General features: G+C 36.3%; 15 protein-coding genes. 7 read left to right on the plus strand and 8 right to left on the minus strand.

From position 1 onward, the window contains the following. Positions 1-8 precede the first annotated feature (8 nt). A complete protein-coding gene (locus AR685_RS08040; protein WP_059124247.1) occupies positions 9-434 on the plus strand; it encodes a PaaI family thioesterase in 426 nt (141 codons plus the stop codon). Positions 435-657: 223 nt separating this feature from the next. Beyond that, entirely contained in the window at positions 658-1,899 is a 1,242-nt protein-coding gene (fabF, locus tag AR685_RS08045; RefSeq protein WP_059124248.1) for a beta-ketoacyl-ACP synthase II, read from the plus strand. A gap of 63 nt (positions 1,900-1,962) precedes the next feature. Here fabF and AR685_RS08050 read toward each other — a convergent pair whose 3' ends face one another. Both AR685_RS08050 and msrB read right to left on the minus strand, forming a co-directional pair. Next, positions 1,963-2,721: a murein L,D-transpeptidase catalytic domain family protein gene (locus tag AR685_RS08050; protein ID WP_059124249.1), complete on the minus strand. Its 759-nt coding sequence runs from the start codon at positions 2,719-2,721 to the stop codon at positions 1,963-1,965. 127 nt (positions 2,722-2,848) lie between these two features. After that, positions 2,849-3,334 (minus strand): peptide-methionine (R)-S-oxide reductase MsrB, encoded by a 486-nt coding sequence (gene msrB, locus AR685_RS08055; protein WP_228376428.1) that lies wholly within the window; start codon positions 3,332-3,334, stop codon positions 2,849-2,851. A gap of 145 nt (positions 3,335-3,479) precedes the next feature. Between msrB and AR685_RS08060 the strand changes: the two genes are divergently transcribed. Next, positions 3,480-4,724 carry a DUF445 domain-containing protein gene (locus AR685_RS08060; RefSeq protein ID WP_059124250.1) on the plus strand — a complete coding sequence of 415 codons (1,245 nt, stop codon included), beginning with the start codon at positions 3,480-3,482 and terminating at the stop codon, positions 4,722-4,724. A gap of 1 nt (position 4,725) precedes the next feature. Here the strand turns inward: AR685_RS08060 and AR685_RS08065 are convergent, their stop codons facing one another. The 3 genes from AR685_RS08065 to AR685_RS08075 all read right to left on the minus strand — a co-directional run bounded on the left by AR685_RS08065 (position 4,726) and on the right by AR685_RS08075 (position 7,466). Next, positions 4,726-5,373: a DUF4253 domain-containing protein gene (locus AR685_RS08065; RefSeq protein WP_059124251.1), complete on the minus strand. Its 648-nt coding sequence runs from the start codon at positions 5,371-5,373 to the stop codon at positions 4,726-4,728. A 31-nt stretch (positions 5,374-5,404) separates the two neighbouring features. Continuing rightward, a complete protein-coding gene (locus AR685_RS08070) occupies positions 5,405-6,442 on the minus strand; it encodes a quinone-dependent dihydroorotate dehydrogenase (protein ID WP_047443183.1) in 1,038 nt (345 codons plus the stop codon). Between the two features lie 328 nt (positions 6,443-6,770). Beyond that, a complete protein-coding gene (locus AR685_RS08075; RefSeq protein ID WP_047443184.1) occupies positions 6,771-7,466 on the minus strand; it encodes a pseudouridine synthase in 696 nt (231 codons plus the stop codon). 271 nt (positions 7,467-7,737) lie between these two features. On the opposite strand from AR685_RS08075, the gene AR685_RS08080 reads away from it, so the two are divergent. Together AR685_RS08080 and AR685_RS08085 are read left to right on the plus strand one after the other, a co-directional pair. Beyond that, on the plus strand, positions 7,738-9,279 hold the full coding sequence (locus tag AR685_RS08080; protein WP_059124252.1) for a glycine--tRNA ligase: 1,542 nt from the start codon (positions 7,738-7,740) through the stop codon (positions 9,277-9,279). Positions 9,280-9,521: 242 nt separating this feature from the next. Then, the gene (locus tag AR685_RS08085; protein WP_059124253.1) at positions 9,522-11,051 is read left to right on the plus strand and encodes a hypothetical protein; all 1,530 of its coding nucleotides are present in this window, start codon (positions 9,522-9,524) and stop codon (positions 11,049-11,051) included. Between the two features lie 25 nt (positions 11,052-11,076). Here AR685_RS08085 and AR685_RS08090 read toward each other — a convergent pair whose 3' ends face one another. After that, a complete protein-coding gene (locus AR685_RS08090; RefSeq protein ID WP_117584631.1) occupies positions 11,077-12,375 on the minus strand; it encodes a M48 family metalloprotease in 1,299 nt (432 codons plus the stop codon). Between the two features lie 94 nt (positions 12,376-12,469). Here AR685_RS08090 and AR685_RS08095 point away from each other — a divergent pair, with 94 nt between their 5' ends. Together AR685_RS08095 and AR685_RS08100 are read left to right on the plus strand one after the other, a co-directional pair. Next, complete coding sequence (locus AR685_RS08095; RefSeq protein WP_059124254.1) at positions 12,470-13,603, plus strand: serine hydrolase domain-containing protein; 1,134 nt, start codon at positions 12,470-12,472, stop codon at positions 13,601-13,603. Positions 13,604-13,769: 166 nt separating this feature from the next. After that, positions 13,770-14,387 carry a YdeI/OmpD-associated family protein gene (locus tag AR685_RS08100; RefSeq protein WP_228376411.1) on the plus strand — a complete coding sequence of 206 codons (618 nt, stop codon included), beginning with the start codon at positions 13,770-13,772 and terminating at the stop codon, positions 14,385-14,387. Between the two features lie 84 nt (positions 14,388-14,471). Here AR685_RS08100 and AR685_RS08105 read toward each other — a convergent pair whose 3' ends face one another. Next, positions 14,472-17,543 (minus strand): DNA polymerase III subunit alpha, encoded by a 3,072-nt coding sequence (locus AR685_RS08105; protein WP_059124255.1) that lies wholly within the window; start codon positions 17,541-17,543, stop codon positions 14,472-14,474. A gap of 18 nt (positions 17,544-17,561) precedes the next feature. Continuing rightward, on the minus strand, positions 17,562-18,710 hold the full coding sequence (dinB, locus tag AR685_RS08110) for a DNA polymerase IV (RefSeq protein WP_059124256.1): 1,149 nt from the start codon (positions 18,708-18,710) through the stop codon (positions 17,562-17,564). Positions 18,711-18,730: the final 20 nt, after the last annotated feature.

Here is an 18,730-nt window from a genome sequence, read left to right on the forward strand (position 1 = left end):
CAAAGGTTATGGATAAATTAGCTCAGTTACAGGCATTTATTGGTAAAGAATTTACCGAATCTCCTTCTCCTTTTATGAGGTGGCTTAATCCGGTTGTCATATCGGCTGAAACCGGTCATATCGAATTTCAGTATACCGTAAGACAAGAATGGCTGAACCCCATGGGAAATCTTCACGGTGGCGTAACAGCTGCGATTATGGATGACATTATCGGTGCAACCATGTTCTCTCTGAACGAAAAAAGCTTTATTGTAACGGTAAATAACACCATCGATTATTTCTCGACAGCACGAGAGAATGACCGCGTTGTAGCAGAAACTAAAATTATTAAAAGAGGGAAACAGTTTGTCAATACACAGTGTGAAATCTGGAACGAAGACAAAACCCGTTTAATTGCAAGAGGAACGTCTAATTTATTTAAAATCAACAATTAAACTTAAAAGTTCAAATATTTAGGCACAGTTTTAATACTATTATTAGACCGTAAAAAGTAATATTTTATTTATGGAGTCTGTACGAATATTAAGACGAAAAGCCATCCACACATATTAAAAAATAACATCATCAATTTATAAAATCGCTATTACTGCTTGGAAGCAGCAGTGACACTGAATTAAAGCGATTCTATAAAATCTTTAAAAAAAGTAAAATCTACATATGAAAAGAGTAGTCATAACAGGATTGGGTGCAGTAACACCTTTGGGAAATAATGTCGAAGATTTTTGGCAAAGCAGCATCAACGGAAAAAGTGGCGCAGATGTAATCAAACATTTCGATACAGAAAAATTCAAAGTGCATTTTGCTTGTGAAGTGAAAAATTTTGATCCCAAAATACATCTTACCCACAACGAAATAAAAAGAAGCGACCTTTTTACCCAATATGCTTTGTACTCTTCTACAGAAGCAATTCAGGATTCAGGTTTGGATTTTGAAAAAATGGATCCCTTCGACACCGGCGTTATCTGGGGAACCGGACAAGGCGGAATGTGGACCTTCGAGCACGAGGTCATGGAATTTGCAAAAGGAGAAGGAAACCCACGTTTTAATCCTTTTTTCGTTCCTAAGTTTATTGCCAACATGGCATCTGGGATGATTTCTATGAAGTTTGGCCTTCAGGGAATCAACTACACTACAGTTTCTGCTTGCGCTACTGGAAACACAGCCATTATGGACGCTTTTAATTACATCCGCTTGGGAAAAGCGAAAGTGATTATCAGCGGTGGTTCTGAGGCAGCTATTACTCCAGCATCAGTTGGCGGATTTTCTGTTATGAAAGCAATGTCCACAAGAAATGATGACTACGCAACAGCTAGCCGTCCGTACGACTCAGACCGGGATGGTTTTGTCATGGGTGAAGGCGCAGGTTCTTTGGTTCTTGAAGAATATGAGCACGCTAAAGCTCGTGGCGCAAAAATATATGCTGAATTAGTAGGTGCCGCAATGACTGCCGATGCCTATCACATGACCGCACCTCACCCTGAAGGAGCTGGAGCCATAAAAGCGATGCAACTTGCTTTGGAAGAAGCAGGAGTGAATGCTGAAGACATTAATTACATCAACCCGCACGCAACCTCTACCCCACTTGGAGATTTGATTGAGCTTAATGCGATTACTAAAATTTTTAAAGGGAATACAAATTTAGATATTAGTGCAACCAAATCAATGACCGGTCATTTATTGGGAGCTGCAGGAGCTGCTGAAGCAATTCTTTCTATTAAGGCGATTCAGAACGGGATCATTCCACCAACGATCAATATGCACAATATTGATGAGAAAATTCCGAGGGATATCAATATTGTATTTAACGAAGCTAAAGAAAAAGAAATCAACTATGCCCTTAGTAATGCCTTTGGTTTTGGCGGACATAATGCGACTTTGATTTTCAAGAAATTTAAATAAGTTTAATAAAATCAACTCAACATAAAAAAGGCTGTTCTCGATAAAGAAACAGCCTTTTTTATGTTATGCTTTTAACCACTCCGAAGAGGAAAGATAATTTTCATCAGGATAATAAATGAAGAGACAATTTTTTCCTTTTATCGTATTGATGATGGGTTCTGTCAAACTTCTTGGAATTGCAGGGCAGCCCCAGCTTCTTCCGATTCTTTTGTGAGCAGCGGCGAATTCTTCACTCACATAATCAGCTCCGTGCATTACTACAGCTCTTTTATATGCTGCGTCGTTGAAACCTCTGTCCATTCCTAAAAGTTTTAGAGAATATCCGTTATCGCCATTATACGTAGATTCTGTTATATAAAATCCCATGCTGCTTTGTAATGAACTTTCTGTATTTGAAAAATTAGTAGCAAATTCTTCGCCCGTATTCTTTCCGTGAGCAACCAATGAATTGAAAAGAACTTTTCTCTGTTCTGTATCGATTACCCAAAGTCGCTTTACGTTTGAAGATAATGAGAAATCACATACCGTTAATAAATGAGCTTCCTGACTCAATTTTCCGGCTTTTTTAAGATTTTCAAAACCCAGAAGTGCTTTTGCAAAAACATCAAACTGTAGTTTATTGGTGTTTTCGAATGAGATTGACTGATAAAGTTCTTCAGAAGAACTCACTTTGCTTGTATTGTTTAGAGATTTTGACTCGATTATAGTTTCTATTTTGTTTGTGTTTTTAGTATTTCTTTCGTTATCTGCATTTTTTGGAGCTAGATAAAACGAGGTAGAAATCAAGTACACAATTCCTAATACGCTATAAAATCCTTTCATTAAATAGTATGTTAAATTAAATTTGCGGTTACAAACTTATAAAAACATAATAAACAATCCGTGAAATCCCGGAAAGTTTAACTTAATTTAAGAAAGTTTAACTTAATGATTCTCTGAGACTAAGCTCTTATTTTTGCGAATCAGGAACAAACTCTAAGCTCACAGAATTCATGCAGTAGCGCGTTCCAGTAGGAGCCGGACCGTCATTGAAAACATGTCCCAAATGAGAGTCACAACGCTTACAAACCACCTCAATTCTTTCCATTCCGTGAGAAGAATCTCTATGATAAGCTGTACCTTCTTTATCAGCTTCAAAGAAACTTGGCCAGCCACAGGTTGAAGAAAATTTAGAATCAGAACGAAACAAATGGTTTCCACAAACTGCACAATAATATTCTCCTAACTCATCAAATTCATTGTATTTTCCGGTAAAAGGTCTTTCTGTGGCAGCTTCTCTTGCGATGGCATACAAGTCAGGTGAAAGAATTTTCTTCCATTCATCGTTTGACACATGCAGTTTTGTACGGTCAGTTCGTGAATAATATGGATTGTTTTTTGCTTCAGTATTTTCCATAGGAGTGATTTTAACGGGTTTTTGAGTCTGCGAGCACATCTGCAGAAAGGTTAATAACAATATGGGAATCAAAAATTTCATGATTGATTTTATAACTTGTAAGATGAATGCAAATTTTAATCCGCAATGATCTTCAATCTGATTTATTCTGTTTTCCAATTCCAAATTTACTAAATTTGAGACTATGAATGACGAACTGAAACGAAAACAACTCAATAAATACAAGGCTTTTGCTACCGGACTTTTTGTTCTGATGGCCATTCTCTTTGTGGTGACGACTATTCTTCAGAAAACTTACGAGTCTCACTGGATTGGCTATGTTCGTGCTTTTTCTGAAGCAGCAATGGTTGGGGCTTTGGCAGATTGGTTTGCCGTAACCGCATTGTTCCGTCATCCGCTCGGGCTTCCTATCCCACATACCAATTTAATTGAAAACAGTAAGGAAAAACTAGGAGACAACCTCGGAAGTTTTGTGGTCTCGAATTTCCTGTCTCCTCAAACTATACGTCCTTACATTCAGAAAATTAAAATATCCAATTTTGTTGGCGAATGGCTGACAAAAGAAAGAAATCAGGACGCTTTGATTAAAAATCTTTCAGACATTATTTTAGATATCCTGAATAAACTGGATGATTCTGAAGTCAGCCATTTTATCAGCAAAAAGGTGAGTGAGATGACGGATGATATTCAGCTGAATAAAATTCTCGGTAACGGAATCATCTATCTTTTAGATAAAAATGACCATCAGAAAATCGTCACTAATCTTTCAAAACAAATCAAAGAATATCTGATAGAAAATGACGGAATGATTCAGGACAGGGTAAAAAAAGGCAGTTATTCGTTTATTCCATCGTTTGTCGACAACAAAATTGCAGAGAAAATAGCAAGCGGGCTTTCAGATTTCTTTCGTGAAATCGAGGAAGATACCCATCACGAAATCAGAGATTTAATTACAAAAAAGATTTACGATTTTTCGATCGATTTAAAAGAAGACCCTAAATGGAATGACGAATTTAAAACCATTAAAAATGACTTTCTGAAAAATGATAAGCTAGATGAATATTCCAATGACATCTGGCTTTCGATTAAAAAAACGTTGAGTACAGAACTGCAGGAAGAGGAATCTTCATTAAAAAAATACATCACGAAAAACCTCAACGAGTTTTCTGAAAACTTAAAAACCGACGAGAAACTTCAGAATAAAATTGATCATTGGGTAAGAGTAACCGCTTACAAATACATTCTTAAAAATACGCATCAGGCCGGAAACCTCATCAGCTCAACTGTCGGAAACTGGCAAGGGAAAGAATTGAGTGAAAAGCTTGAATTAGAGGTGGGTAAAGACTTGCAGTTCATCCGTGTGAACGGAACATTGGTGGGAGGATTAGTAGGATTGATTATTTATACGATATCGCATTTTTTTATCTAATTTAATCAAACCACAAATACAATCTTTTGTTTTCTCTTAAATAATTCTCAAAATCATTCACAGAATAGTTATATTTATCTGCAATATCGGGACATAATTCAAAGAATTGTTTGATTACACTGCTCATGTTCTCAGGTTCCTGGGTAATTTCAAATTCGCACCAATCATTTCCGGCACCTAAAATCTTAAGTCCTAAATATTGATCTAATATTCTTAATTCATTGATAAGTTTTTGATTTGTAACTCCATAATTTATTCCATTTGTCTGCATATAAATTAGTGGTTCAAACTCATTGCTACACGACAAAACTGACAAATCAATAATCTCGTTAATATCATCACTCCAATAAATGTCAAGAAATATTCTGTAATTCTTGCTATCCAATTCATTCCTTAGCTTAGAAATAATTGCATATCCTTTTTCCTTTGAAGTGAGCTTAAAACTTATTCCGGGAAGTTCTACAATTTTCCCATGCGGAATCATATCAAAATCAAAACTTTCATGGCTTAAAACAGTAGGAATGAATTCTCGTTTTAGTCTTTTAGGATCAGAATGCGTTTCAGATTGAAGTTTTTTAATAATTTCAATCTCGATTCCTGTTTTTAAGGAAATTGAATGAATATGATTGTATTGGTCAGAATTTTCCATTTAGAAAAGAGTAAAAATGAATCAATAAAATTTATCTCGAAATTCTACCTGCTCTCGTCAAAATTTCCTGATTAATATCGTTGATTAGTTGCGGTCCTTCGTAGATAAATCCAGTATACAGCTGAACCAAACTTGCACCTGCATCCAATTTTTCAATAGCATCTTTTGCAGAATGAATTCCACCCACTCCGATGATTGGGAAAGCTCTGTTGCTTTTATCAGAAAGATATTTGATCATTTTGGTACTTCTTTCACGAATTGGTTTTCCGCTTAAACCTCCGTTCCCGATTTCTTCTAAAACTTCAGGTGAAGTTTTCAAACCTTCTCTGTTGACTGAGGTATTTGAAACGACAATTCCATCAATTTTCGTATCTGCAATCAGTTCGATAATCTCATCAAGCTGTTGATTGTTTAAATCCGGAGCAATTTTTAGTAAAATTGGTTTTTGAGTCGGCTTGGTCTGATTAATTTTCTTAACTTCTGTAATTAGTTCTCTCAGATATTCAACATCTTCAAGTTTGGCGTGGCTTCCAACGTTGGGACAGCTCACATTCAGCACGAAATAATCTACGTAAGGATGCAGACCTTCGAAACAGTCGAGATAATCCTGAGTATAATTTTCAGGCGTTGTATTGGTATTTTTTCCGATGTTACCGCCGATGATGATTTTTCCTTTGTTGCCTTTCAGTTTTTCAATGGCTGCTTCAAGACCGTCATTGTTGAATCCCATCCTGTTGATGATTCCGCCGTCTTCGATCAAACGGAACAATCTTTTCTTAGGATTTCCGGCCTGTGCTTTAGGCGTTACCGTTCCGATTTCTACAAATCCGAATCCTAAATCACCTAATTCATTGAATAAAACCGCATTTTTATCGAAACCTGCTGCCAATCCAACCGGATTTTTAAATTTCAGTCCGAAAACTTCTCTCTCAAGACGTTTGTCTACGATGGGTTTTGGAAGGAATAATTTGGTCAGAAATCCGAAATTTTTGAGCATTGAAAAAGTAAAGTGGTGAACTTCTTCGGGATCAAATTTGAAGAATATGGGGCGAATGAGCGATTTGTACATTGAAAAAAAGTTTTACAAAAATAATCATTTTCAAATTAATGAATTCTTGATATGTGATAATTTATTTAAATGAAGATTATTTGTATTTTAAAAATACCAATTCCACAATTTTCTTTTTAATGAACACATAGAATAGAATTAAAATCTGCTTAACTCATAAAATCTGTGAGAGGTTTTTTAATGCGGAGATTTCATTTAATTTTTTAAAATTTTAAGAAGCAAATATGAATCAAAGCGGAGTGTATGGAGAATTTTGCACCAACTACTCGATACATTTTCCTCCATTTCACCACGAAAAACACTCGAACTGACAAAATTCTTGTTACAATTACAAATATGCACTTAAATCAAGTTTCAAAACATCCCCTACTCTTTTGAACTCATCATCTATAGTCGCATTGACCGTAATTCTTTCGTTGGAAAGAGGATGATTAAAAGCCAATTGATGCGCATGAAGTGTCATTTTGGTAATACCAAATGTTTGAAGCCACAATTTGTTTTGTTTATTGCAGCCATGTTTTCGACAGCCTAAAATCGGATGCAGAATATGTTTAAAATGTTTTCTCAACTGATGGAATCTTCCCGTTTCTGGAATGGCTTCTACCAGACAATATCTCGAAGTCTGATGCTTCAAAAAAGGCAGATCTATTTCCGAAGTCTGCAGGCGGCGATAATAGGTGACTGCATTTTGCTTTACTTCATTTTCGTTCACTAAGTCATAATCAATGGTTTCTTCTTCTTTCGCCCAGCCGCGGAGAATGGCGATGTATTTCTTTTCGACTTCCCGGGATGCAAACTGATTGCTCATGGTTGTCAATGTAACTTTATCTAAAGTAAACAGCAGAACACCGGAAGTTTTTCTGTCTAAACGGTGTACCGGATAGACTTTTTGCCCAATCTGTTTTCTCAGCTCCTGAATAGCATACGTATCTGCTTCTCCGGAATAGAAAGATTTGTGAACCAGTAATCCGCTGGGTTTATTGATGGCAATAAGATGTTCGTCTTGATAAAGAATTTCTAACATGAGGCAAAAGTAGAGAATTTCTTATTGATTTTAATTTACCGTGATGATGTGAGAATATAAGTCAAATTGGCTTTGATACTTATGGCATTTGTTTGTATTATAAACTTAATTTTGTGGATAGCCCTGATGGAAACGGCATCCTTTTGCAAAGCAAAAGATACAGTGGACATCAGGTTCCCGGCTCCTGAAAATTCTGAATTTTAAAAACTTCCGACTTCCATCTTCTAACTTCCCGCTTTTTCACTATTTTTGCAGGTAAGACGAAAAATTTATGGCAAAGCAAGAAGATGTTTTCAAGAAAGTGATTTCTCACGCTAAAGAATATGGGTTTATTTTCCCTTCTAGTGAGATCTATGACGGTTTATCAGCTGTTTATGACTATGGACAAAATGGTGCAGAACTGAAAAATAATATCAAACAATATTGGTGGAAAGCGATGGTACAGCTGAACGAAAATATTGTAGGTATTGATTCGGCGATTCTGATGCACCCGACTACTTGGAAAGCTTCTGGCCACGTTGATGCTTTTAATGATCCTTTGATCGACAATAAAGATTCTAAAAAACGTTTCAGAGCAGATGTTTTGGTGGAAGATTATTGTGCAAAAATTGAGGATAAAGAAAATAAAGAAATTGAAAAAGCTGCCAAAAGATTTGGTGAGTCTTTCGATAAAGCTCAGTTTGAAGCAACGAATCCTAAAATTTTAGAATACAGAGCGAAAAGAACTGAAATTCTTTCAAGACTAGCAAAGTCTTTAGAAAATGAAGATTTGGCTGATGTAAAAGCATTAATCGAAGAATTGGAAATTGCTGATCCTGATACCGGCTCTAGAAACTGGACGGAAGTAAGACAATTCAACCTGATGTTCGGAACTAAATTAGGGGCCTCTGCAGATTCTGCGATGGATCTTTATTTAAGACCTGAAACTGCTCAGGGTATTTTCGTAAATTTCTTAAATGTACAGAAAACTTCGCGTCACAGACTTCCGTTTGGTATCGCTCAGATTGGTAAAGCATTTAGAAACGAGATTGTTGCGAGACAGTTTATTTTCAGAATGCGTGAATTTGAACAAATGGAAATGCAATTCTTTGTTGCTCCGGGAACTGAACTTGCATTCTACGAACAATGGAAACAAAAACGTCTGAATTGGCACTTAGCACTTGGTTTAGGAAATGACAATTACAGATTCCACGACCATGAGAAACTGGCGCATTATGCGAATGCTGCGGCGGATATTGAATTTAATTTCCCGTTTGGATTTAAAGAACTGGAAGGTATTCACTCAAGAACAGATTTCGACTTAAAAGCGCATGAAAAACATTCTGGCAGAAAATTACAGTTTTTCGACCCTGAGAGAAATGAAAATTACGTTCCTTACGTGGTGGAAACTTCGGTTGGTTTAGACCGATTATTCCTTTCTATTTTCTCTCACTGTCTGAAAGACGAAGTGTTGGAAGACGGTTCGGAAAGAACAGTTTTATCTTTACCACCAGCATTGGCTCCGGTAAAAGCAGCGATTCTTCCGTTGATGAAGAAAGACGGTTTGGCTGAATATGCAGAAAACATCTTCAATGATCTGAAATATGATTTCAACTTATTCTACGAAGAAAAAGATGCGATCGGAAAACGTTACAGAAGACAGGATGCGATTGGAACACCTTACTGTATTACGATTGATCACGATTCCTTAACCGATCACACGGTGACGATCAGAGACAGAGACACGATGCAGCAGGAAAGAGTTCCGGTTTCTGAATTGAGACGAATTATTGATGAGAAAACGAATTTCAGAAATTTACTTTCTAAAATATAAATTGAAAGCCTTGAGAAATCAGGGCTTTTTTATTGTAATATTATATGTTCTTTTGTTTCAAGACAAAAGAACCAAAAGTTCAAGAATTTATAGCCAAACCTAATTGTAAGCAACTTATTATAAAACAGATTAAAATCCGCTCCTGTTAAAAATTATTTAATAATAATTAGCCTAAAAAATATTTTCATCAACCTATTTGAAATATCCTTGAATTCATTACTTTTGGATTTCAAATAATAAACATGAAAAAAATTTACTTACTGCTTTTTGGGTTGACCCAAACTTTCGCCTATTCACAAACCAGAGATTTGGCAACTTTAGCTTCAGGACAGAACATCGGGATGAACGCCCTTTTTGACACCAAAGATAATTTGTACGGCTATGTTTCGATGTATTCTTTAGGCAAAACAGATAAGAAAAGTCAGAAATTTGAATATGTCATTTTAGATAAAAACCTCAACCCGGTTGCGAATAAAGAATTTGAAGCGGGCCTTTTGGTTTCGAACTATTATGGATATGTAGATTTTAAAGGACAGATTATTCTACGTCCTTCAGATTTCAATTACCTTCAGGCATTTTCGAAAGAAGCAGCAATGCCCGTTTCGATGGTGATTAATCCGAAAACTAATTCTGTTGCCCCAAAAGTATATTATGATTACCTGGAAAACGGAACTTTTGTGGAGATCAACCAGCCTAAAAGCTTTAAAGAAGAAAGAAAAGAAAACCGTGCCGAGAAAAAAGACAAAGGCTACAATTATATTTCTTCAGTGGCAGAAATTAAAGAAGGAGGCTTCATTGCTGTAGAATATAATGACTATGGAAGATACGTCAACAAAAACAGCCTGATAAAATTTGACGACAATAAAAAGGAAATCTGGAGATACAGCTACAATACCAACGGCGACAAGAAGGTGTTTTCTGAACTTACGATTTTAGATAAAGATCAAAACAGTCTCTATGGAATTTTAAAGAAAGTAGATGACGACAATAAGACATTCAATCTTTTGGTCATCGATATGAAAACCGGAAAAGAAATATCTAACAAACCAATCAGCGGACTTTCTCCTGAAACCATCGACTACATTGATGATTTATATTCGAGTGGCAGAAAAATGGCTAATGACAAAGTTTTTGACGACAGAGTGGTACTTCTGGGACGAAATTATATTTCTAAAAAAGATAAAGGTTTTGCAAGATTAATGTTTGATAAAAAGAACTACAATGTTGATCTGAAGGAAATAAATTATAAACCGGATCTTTCCAACCATATTCCAAAACTGAGTGCAGACGGAGGTGTAGAAAACGGCTATTTTCTGCAAACCAAGGATGTCTTTTTTCTAAGTGACGGAAGTGTCGGAATTTTGTCTGAAAAATTTAAACCAGAAGGGAATTACAGTGCTCCGAAAACCACTGATTTGGTGTACATCAACACCGATAAAGATTTTAAAGTAAAAGACGTACAGGTTTTTGAGAAGGAAAAAACAAGATGGGCAAATAATGACTATCTGTTTTCGCAGTACCTGAACGACAGCAGAGATGTTGTTTTCTTCTATCGCGATTACCAAAAAGACCAAGTCACCAAAGACAAAAAATGGAATCTCTTCATCAACACCGTGATCAACGGAAAATTCAAGCAGGAAGTTATTCCTATTTCTGAAAAAGACAATTATATCGTGACGCCGTACGTTGCAAAAGAAGGATATATTTTGCTTCGAGAGCTTAATGAGAAAGAAAAATTTAATCAGGTTCGTTTGGAACGGTTGAATTATTGATATTAAAAAGAATCCTGACCAATGGTCAGGATTCTTTCGTTTGATAGTAATCGGCAATATTTTTTATTTCATCTAAACTTAAATTCCACATAAAATTCAGGAACTGCTGGTAACTTTCGCTTTGATTTTTTGGATCTACACGATCTAAATACCTATTGAGTTTGTAGTTTTTTCGGGCTTCATATATTTTCTCGAAACATCTTCCCAGCCAACCTTTGTAATAATTTTCCTCTTCCCCATCCTGCAAAAACTGGAGGCTTGCGTAAATTCCTACACCGTAACTTTCCGAATGATAAAAATTGGGCAGCGTTTCCATTCTGGCTATTTTTCCCAGAACGGCATAAGATTCTGATGCCTTTTCATCTGCGACTTCAGTTTTCAATTCAGGAAATATTTTCTTGAGATTATTGATTCGCAGCGTGACTTCAGGATGAGATTTCAGGGAATCTTTGCTCAGTTTCTGATCAAAATGATCATAGTTGTATAGAGAAAAATCTTCCTTCTTCAGCCATTTATCCTGAAACTCCTGTTTCGGTAGGTTAAAAAATTTCCTATAGGTTTCTACTTTAAGTTGTTTTGGTGAAATGGTATCAAAATCTTCCAGCCTTTTCAACGCATTGATGAATTCTGTTTTTTTGAAGTCACTGTTTTTAAAAACTACATATCCCAAAGAATCTGCCTGCATTTCCTGCTTTCGGTTTTCCGCACCTTTTTGATAAATTCGGTTTTTCAATACCTCAAAAGCTCTTTGGCTGCGGTTGGTTTTGTCTGACTTGATATTCTGAACCACCGTTTTATCCATTTGATCCTCATTAATCATATTCAGAATTGCTTTTAAGGTGTGCCCTGTGATTTTGTGTCCCAATTCGTGTGAAATTACTGAGGCTAATTGATCATCATTATTCAGCCAATTGAAAAGTCCCATATTGATCACAAACGTTCCGTCTGCAAAACAGTATGCATTGGGAGTATTATTTTTTGCGATAAGAATTTTTAAATTTTGTGGAATCTGAGCATTGTTTTTCCTCAAACGCTCGATCAGGTTTTTCACTTTCGTATCAAATACAGAATTGAAAACAAAATCTTTATTCTTCACCTTTGTTTCAAAATCCGCTCCCAGTTCTTTATAGATTTTAGATACCTCGCTTCCTGCTTTTCCGGAATATCTTGTTTTTAAATCTTTAATCAAAATCTCATTGTTCGCAGTATAATTTTTAGCAAACTCTTTTCTTTGGATATAATCTGCTGTGTCAAGCGTTTTATACATCTGTCCAAAACAAATTGCCGAAAAAGAAAACAATAAAAAGAGTAGATATTTTTTCATTATAATCATCAATAATTACAAAAATAATTCATTTACCCATACATTTATTACTTTCTTTTCAAAATTATTTTAAATTTGTTACAGATCGTTTATTATGACAATTGTATTTTATTTTATTGCTTTTATCGTTGCTGTGGCAGCTTTGATTTACCTTTCCGGATACGGTTATCTGTTCAGTGGAATTTCCAAAACTTATCTTCGTGGGAAATCAAGTGCAAACATTGATGATGGGAAATTTTTCACCAAAAATATCATTCACAGCACAACACCTGTCAAGTGGAACAAACATTCTGAGTACAACAAAAAAGATTTACCGAAAAACATAGTTGATGATTTGATTCATTCAAATACAGCATCTTTTCTCGTCATAAAAGATGGAAAATTGCTACACGAGCAGTACTGGAAAGGCTACCATAAAATTTCACTCACCAATTCTTTTTCTATGGCGAAAGCGGTAACGGTTATGCTTTTGGGAAAAGCTCTGGAAGAAGGCAAAATAAAAAAAATAGATGATAAATTTTCTGATTATTTTGATGAATTTAAAACAAAACCTTCTGCCGAGAATCTGACTTTAAGAAATTTAGCTCAGATGGAATCCGGGATGGATTGGAGTGAAGATTATAAAAATCCTTTTCTTCCCAATGCGAGAGCTTATTATGGTAATAGTCTCATTAATGCTACTTTCACAAGAAGGTTTAAAGAAAAATCCGGTGAGAGGTTTGAGTACCAGAGCGGCTCGACACAACTTTTAGGATTTGCAGTAAAAAAGGCAGTAAATAAGACTCTATCGAGCTATCTCTCTGAAAAATTCTGGACCCCTCTCGGCATGGAACAGAATGCTATCTGGAGCACCGATCAAAGCGGAATGGAGAAGACTTACTGCTGCATTCATGCCACTTCAAGAGATTTTGCCAAGCTGGGACAGTTATTTATAGATGATGGAAAAGTAGATGATAAGCAGATTTTAGATTTAGATTTTATTAAACAAATGAGAACTCCTACTGAAAAGTCTGATGAAATTTACGGAATGGGTTTTTGGATCAACCACGATAACCCTATAAAACATTATTATTTTCTCGGACTTCAGGGACAATACATCATTATGATTCCTGAACATAAAATGGTGATTGTGAGAACAGGAAGTTATAATAATTTACCTAAAACCGACCGTGGAAGACCGGATCAGGTGAAATTTTTGGTGAATGAAACAGTGAAGCATTTTGCTTAGGGCTGAGACTAAGCTTCGTTTGAAAATATTTTTACGCAATAAGATTTATAAATTTTAAGAAAAAACAGAGAATATCTAAAAACATCTAATGAAGCAAATTGCTACATTCAGATTACCTGAAGCTTAAAAACCAAAAATCTTACGGCTTCAATTTTTAAAAATTAAAATGATGGAAAAACACAATCCTTTAGTAGATGAATATATTGAAAAAGCACCCGAGTTTGCAAAACCTATTTTAAACCTCATCAGAGAAGTAGTGCACGAGTGTTCTCCCGAAATAGAGGAAGCCATCAAATGGAAGTTCCCCACATTTATGTACAAAGGAAAAATTCTCTGCTCGATGGTTTCTTTTAAACAATATTGCAGCATGGGATTTTGGCTGCATGGTGAAATGCAGACGATAAAACACCTGGAGACCGACGCCGAAAAAACAAATATGTTCAGCTTAGGGAAAATTACCAAAATAGAAGAACTTCCTAAAAGACCCCAGCTGAAGAAAATTACCCTCGAAGCCATAGAACTGACGGATATGGGTGTTAAATTGAAAAAAGCCACTCCTTCAAAAACTGAAATTGAAGTTCCTGAATATTTTCAAAATGCTTTAACCCAAAACAAAAAAGCTCTTGAAGTTTTTGAAAAAGCATCACCTTCATTCAGAAAAGAATACATCAACTGGATCATCGACGCTAAAACCGAAACTACCAGAAATAAAAGGATTGACCAGGCCTTGGAATGGATTTCTGAAAGAAAAGGCAGGAACTGGAAGTATGAAAAAAAGAAATGATGGAGCGTAAGGTTGGGTGATAGAAGTTGGATCTTTACAGATTTTAAAATGTTTCTTTACTTTATACTAAATTTTTAAGTATCATCAATTGAATTTCTGTCTCGGCAAGTTAATTTCATGCGCCTGCGGGTAGGGTTTTCTCGAAGTCATACTTACATCTTCACGAACCAATCGGTGTGCATCATATTTTTTCTGCTCGTCATAAGCATATCGCGGATCGGGGATCATCGGCATTTTTGCCATTTTATGAATGGTGATAGTCGGAAAATGATAATCAACTTCCACCGTTCCGAGTAAAAGATAACATCCGCCGCCCTGAAAATCATATTGTTTCAGGCTATCCGGAAAATGCGCGGTATCAAAATAGTCTCCATTCACATCGATCCATGTTCCAAAAAACATGGTTCCTTTTTTGGTCGGGACGTGTTTTCTCGAAATAAGATAAGCCAGCATTTTCACCTGTCTTTTGTGAAATTTCAACAGATCCTTGACGAAAACAGAACCGCGGTATTTGGTTTCCAACAAATCAAACGGACTGCAGGAAACGGGAAATCCTATGATCTCCAGCTCATCAAAAGCATCTTCGAAGCGTTCTCTTTTGAGTTCCGGAAGTCTGTAATCCTGCACAGGTTCTTCGATGAGCATTAAATTCCGGTTTTCGGGTTTAAAATTAATCAATAGCAATCTCGCTTCTATCAGCAGTTCATTTTTCTGTTTTCCGGTAAATCTGAAAGCGCCAATAAAAATAAGGATCTGAATGGTTTCAATGCCAATCGGAATGCGTCTGATAAAGTCTTCCAAAGATTTGTAATAGCCGTTGTTCTCACGCTCTTCAGAAATCATTTGAGCAACTTTAGTTTCGAGCGACTGCAAAACCATAAATCCCAGATAAATTTCTTTTCCTTTTAAAACCGTCTGAAATTCGCTAGTATTCACACAGGGATTTTGTACGATCGCTCCCGACATTTTCGCTTCATGAATATAAACTTCGGTACGGTAAAATCCTCCCTGATTATTGATTACAGAGACCATAAATTCCAAAGGATAATAAACTTTTAAATATAAACTCTGATAACTTTCCACAGCATATGATGCCGAGTGTGCTTTACAGAATGAATATCCTGCGAAAGACTGAATCTGTCGGAAAGCTTCCGCAGTCATTTGCTCTGAATGTCCTTGGTCTTCAATACAAGACTTAAAAAAATTAGCTTTCACTTCATTCAATTTTTGAATAGATCTTTCCTTTCCGCTCATAGCACGTCTCAGAATATCACCATCGGCATGACTTAACCCTCCAAAATATTGGGCAATTTTGATCACATCTTCCTGATAGACCATGATTCCGTAGGTTTCTTTCAAATTTTCCTCAAATACCGGATGAAAGTATTCGAACTGACCGGGATGATTATGACGGAAAATATATTCCCGCATCATTCCACTTTGGGCAACACCAGGCCGAATGATGGATGAAGCAGCGACTAAAGTTCTATAATCTTCACATTTTAAACGTCTTAAAAGCCCACGCATAGCCGGAGATTCAATATAAAAGCAACCAATTGTTTTTCCAATGGCCAAATATTGATTACAGACTGCTTCGTCTTTAGAAATAGAAGTATCTCTGATGTCGACATCAATTCCCTTGCTTTTTTTAATGAGCTCTACGGTATCATTGATGGTTCCTAAGCCTCGTTGAGAAAGAATATCAAACTTTTCCAATCCGATGTCTTCCGCTATATTCATATCAAATTGGGCAATAGGAAAACCTTTCGGAGGCATTTCCAACGCAGTGTATGTAGTGATCGGTTCTTCAGAAATCAAAATTCCGCAGGCGTGCATGCTTCGCTGATTGGGATATTTTTCCAATAACTTTCCGTATTCATACACCAGTTTTACAATTTTATCCGAGTGATGCTCGTTCACTGATTTTGTGGCGAGAATATCCAGTTCTTCTTTCGGCAGGCCAAATGCTTTTCCCACCTCACGGAAGATCGATCGGTATTTGAATTCTACGTTGGTTCCGCAAAAAGCTACGTGTTCTTTTCCATATTTATCAAAAATATATTTGAGGATGGTATCTCTGTTTTGCCAGCTCCAGTCGATGTCAAAATCGGGTGGTGAAGTTCGGTTCAGGTTCAAAAACCGCTCAAAATAAAGATCGAGTTCTATCGGACAAATATCTGTAATTCCAAGACAGTAACTTACGATCGAGTTGGCTCCACTTCCTCGTCCCACGTGCATAAATCCCATATGATTACTGTATTGAATAATATCCCAAGTGATCAGAAAGTAAGCGCAAAATTTAAGTTCACCAATCACTTTAAGCTCTTTTTCAACTCTTTTTCGGGCCACCTCATCGTTTGAACCATATCGTTTTTTTAATCCTTCATAGGCAAGCTTAGTCAACAGCTCTATATCTTTTTCCTGCGTCTTTAGATAGTTTTTCCTGTTTTTATTTTCTGTGCTCCGAGGTTCTTTGTAGGTGAATTCAAAGCTGCATTCAGCGAGAATTTTTTTGGTATTTTTAATAATTTCAGGATAAAGCTCGAATGATTTCATCAAACTCATTTCAGACCTGAAATATTCTGATTTGCTGCAGGTATCTTCTTCAGAAAGCTTAGACAATAAGGTATTTTGCTCAATAGCTCTCAGAATTCTATGAAGATTATATTCTTTTTTTGTACTGAAAGTGATGGGTTGCAATACGACCATTTTATGAATTTTATCTTTAAATTCAGAACGAATCAATAAATTCAATTCCTCTTCACGGATTCCTATAAATTCATTTTCTTTTAAATTTTCCGGGATATTAGTTAATGGATAAATAACGAAAACCTGCTTGAATTCCGGTGCTGCCTCAGAAAGTTCAACGCCATCACAGTTATGAGCGGTAAGTATTTTATTCACCTCTCCTATTCCGCTGAATTCTTTAGCAATAGCGATGTATAGTAATTTATTTCCTTTTCTTACCTCAATTCCGGCAATGGGTTTAATTCCATGATTATCACAGGCTTTTTTGAAATCATAAATGGCCGTAACTGTATTGATATCCGTCAAAACCAATTCTTTAATCCCCAATTCCTCAGCTTGTCTCACCAGTTCTGTAACCGATAAAGTTCCGTAACGGAGGCTGTGAAAAGAATGGCAGTTGAGAAACATTGTATGAAGTTTTTAAAATTATTTTCCGAAATCAAATCCTGAAGCTCTGCCAACGGCATCTGCTCCGAAACGGTTTTTAAGATAATCCATGGTCTGATAAAGATTCATCTGCTCCTCGGTATCTTCAAACAGATTCATCTGATGATTTCCGTGTACCAAGTCTGTGAAGCGCAAACCTACGAGTCTGAGGCGCATTCTTCTTGTATATACTTTATTAAAAAGTTCCAGCGCAATTCTCGATAAGGTGTGATCGGCGGAAGTGTAGGCTACTTTATGCTGTTTGGTTTCGGTATCAAAATTGGCATAGCGGATCTTAATAACAATGGTGGAAGTCAGCCATTTTTCCTGTCTTAATTGATAGGCTAACTTTTCTGCCATGCCTGAAATTAGTCTTTTCAGTTCCAAAAGATCCATTGTATCGGTGCTGAACGTTCTCTCTGTGGAAATAGATTTTCTTTCGGAATAAGGAACAACCGGGTTTTCGTCGATCCCATTGGCTTTTTTCCACAATTCTTTTCCGTTGACACCGATCATCTGCTGTAAAACCAAGACAGGAACTTCCGATAAAGTCTGTATGGTTCTGATGCCGATTCTCGATAAAAGCTGAAACGTTTTGTCACCCACCATTGGAATTTTCTTTACCGACAGCGGATTTAAAAATGGTTGAATTTCTGATTCTATGATTTGCTTTTTTCCCTCAGGTTTTGATTCTCCGGTTCCGATTTTTGAAACGGTTTTGTTGGTTGACAGCGCAAAACTTATCGGCAAACCTGTTTCTTTGGTCACGGCGGCAGAAATTTCTTTTGTCCATTGATAACATCCAAAAAACTTGTCCATTCCGGAGAGATCCAGATAGAATTCATCGATACTCGCCTTTTCCACTATAGGAACTCTTTCCTGAATGACTTCCGTTACCAGATGAGATAACTTGGAATACAATTCATAATCACCTTTAACCACTTTTGCTTCTGGGCAAAGTTTTAAAGCCATTCTGATAGGCATCGCGGAACGAACTCCAAATTTTCGTGCTTCGTAGGAACATGACGCCACAACCCCACGGTCTCCCCCACCGATAATGAGAGGAATTCCTTTGAGTTCTCTATTTTGTAACCTTTCACAAGACACAAAAAAAGTATCCATATCCATATGAACAATTGCACGTTTCATTTTACAAAATTAGATACTAT

The sequence above is a fragment of the Chryseobacterium sp. JAH genome, assembly GCF_001507335.1.
In the GTDB taxonomy this organism is placed as follows: domain Bacteria; phylum Bacteroidota; class Bacteroidia; order Flavobacteriales; family Weeksellaceae; genus Chryseobacterium.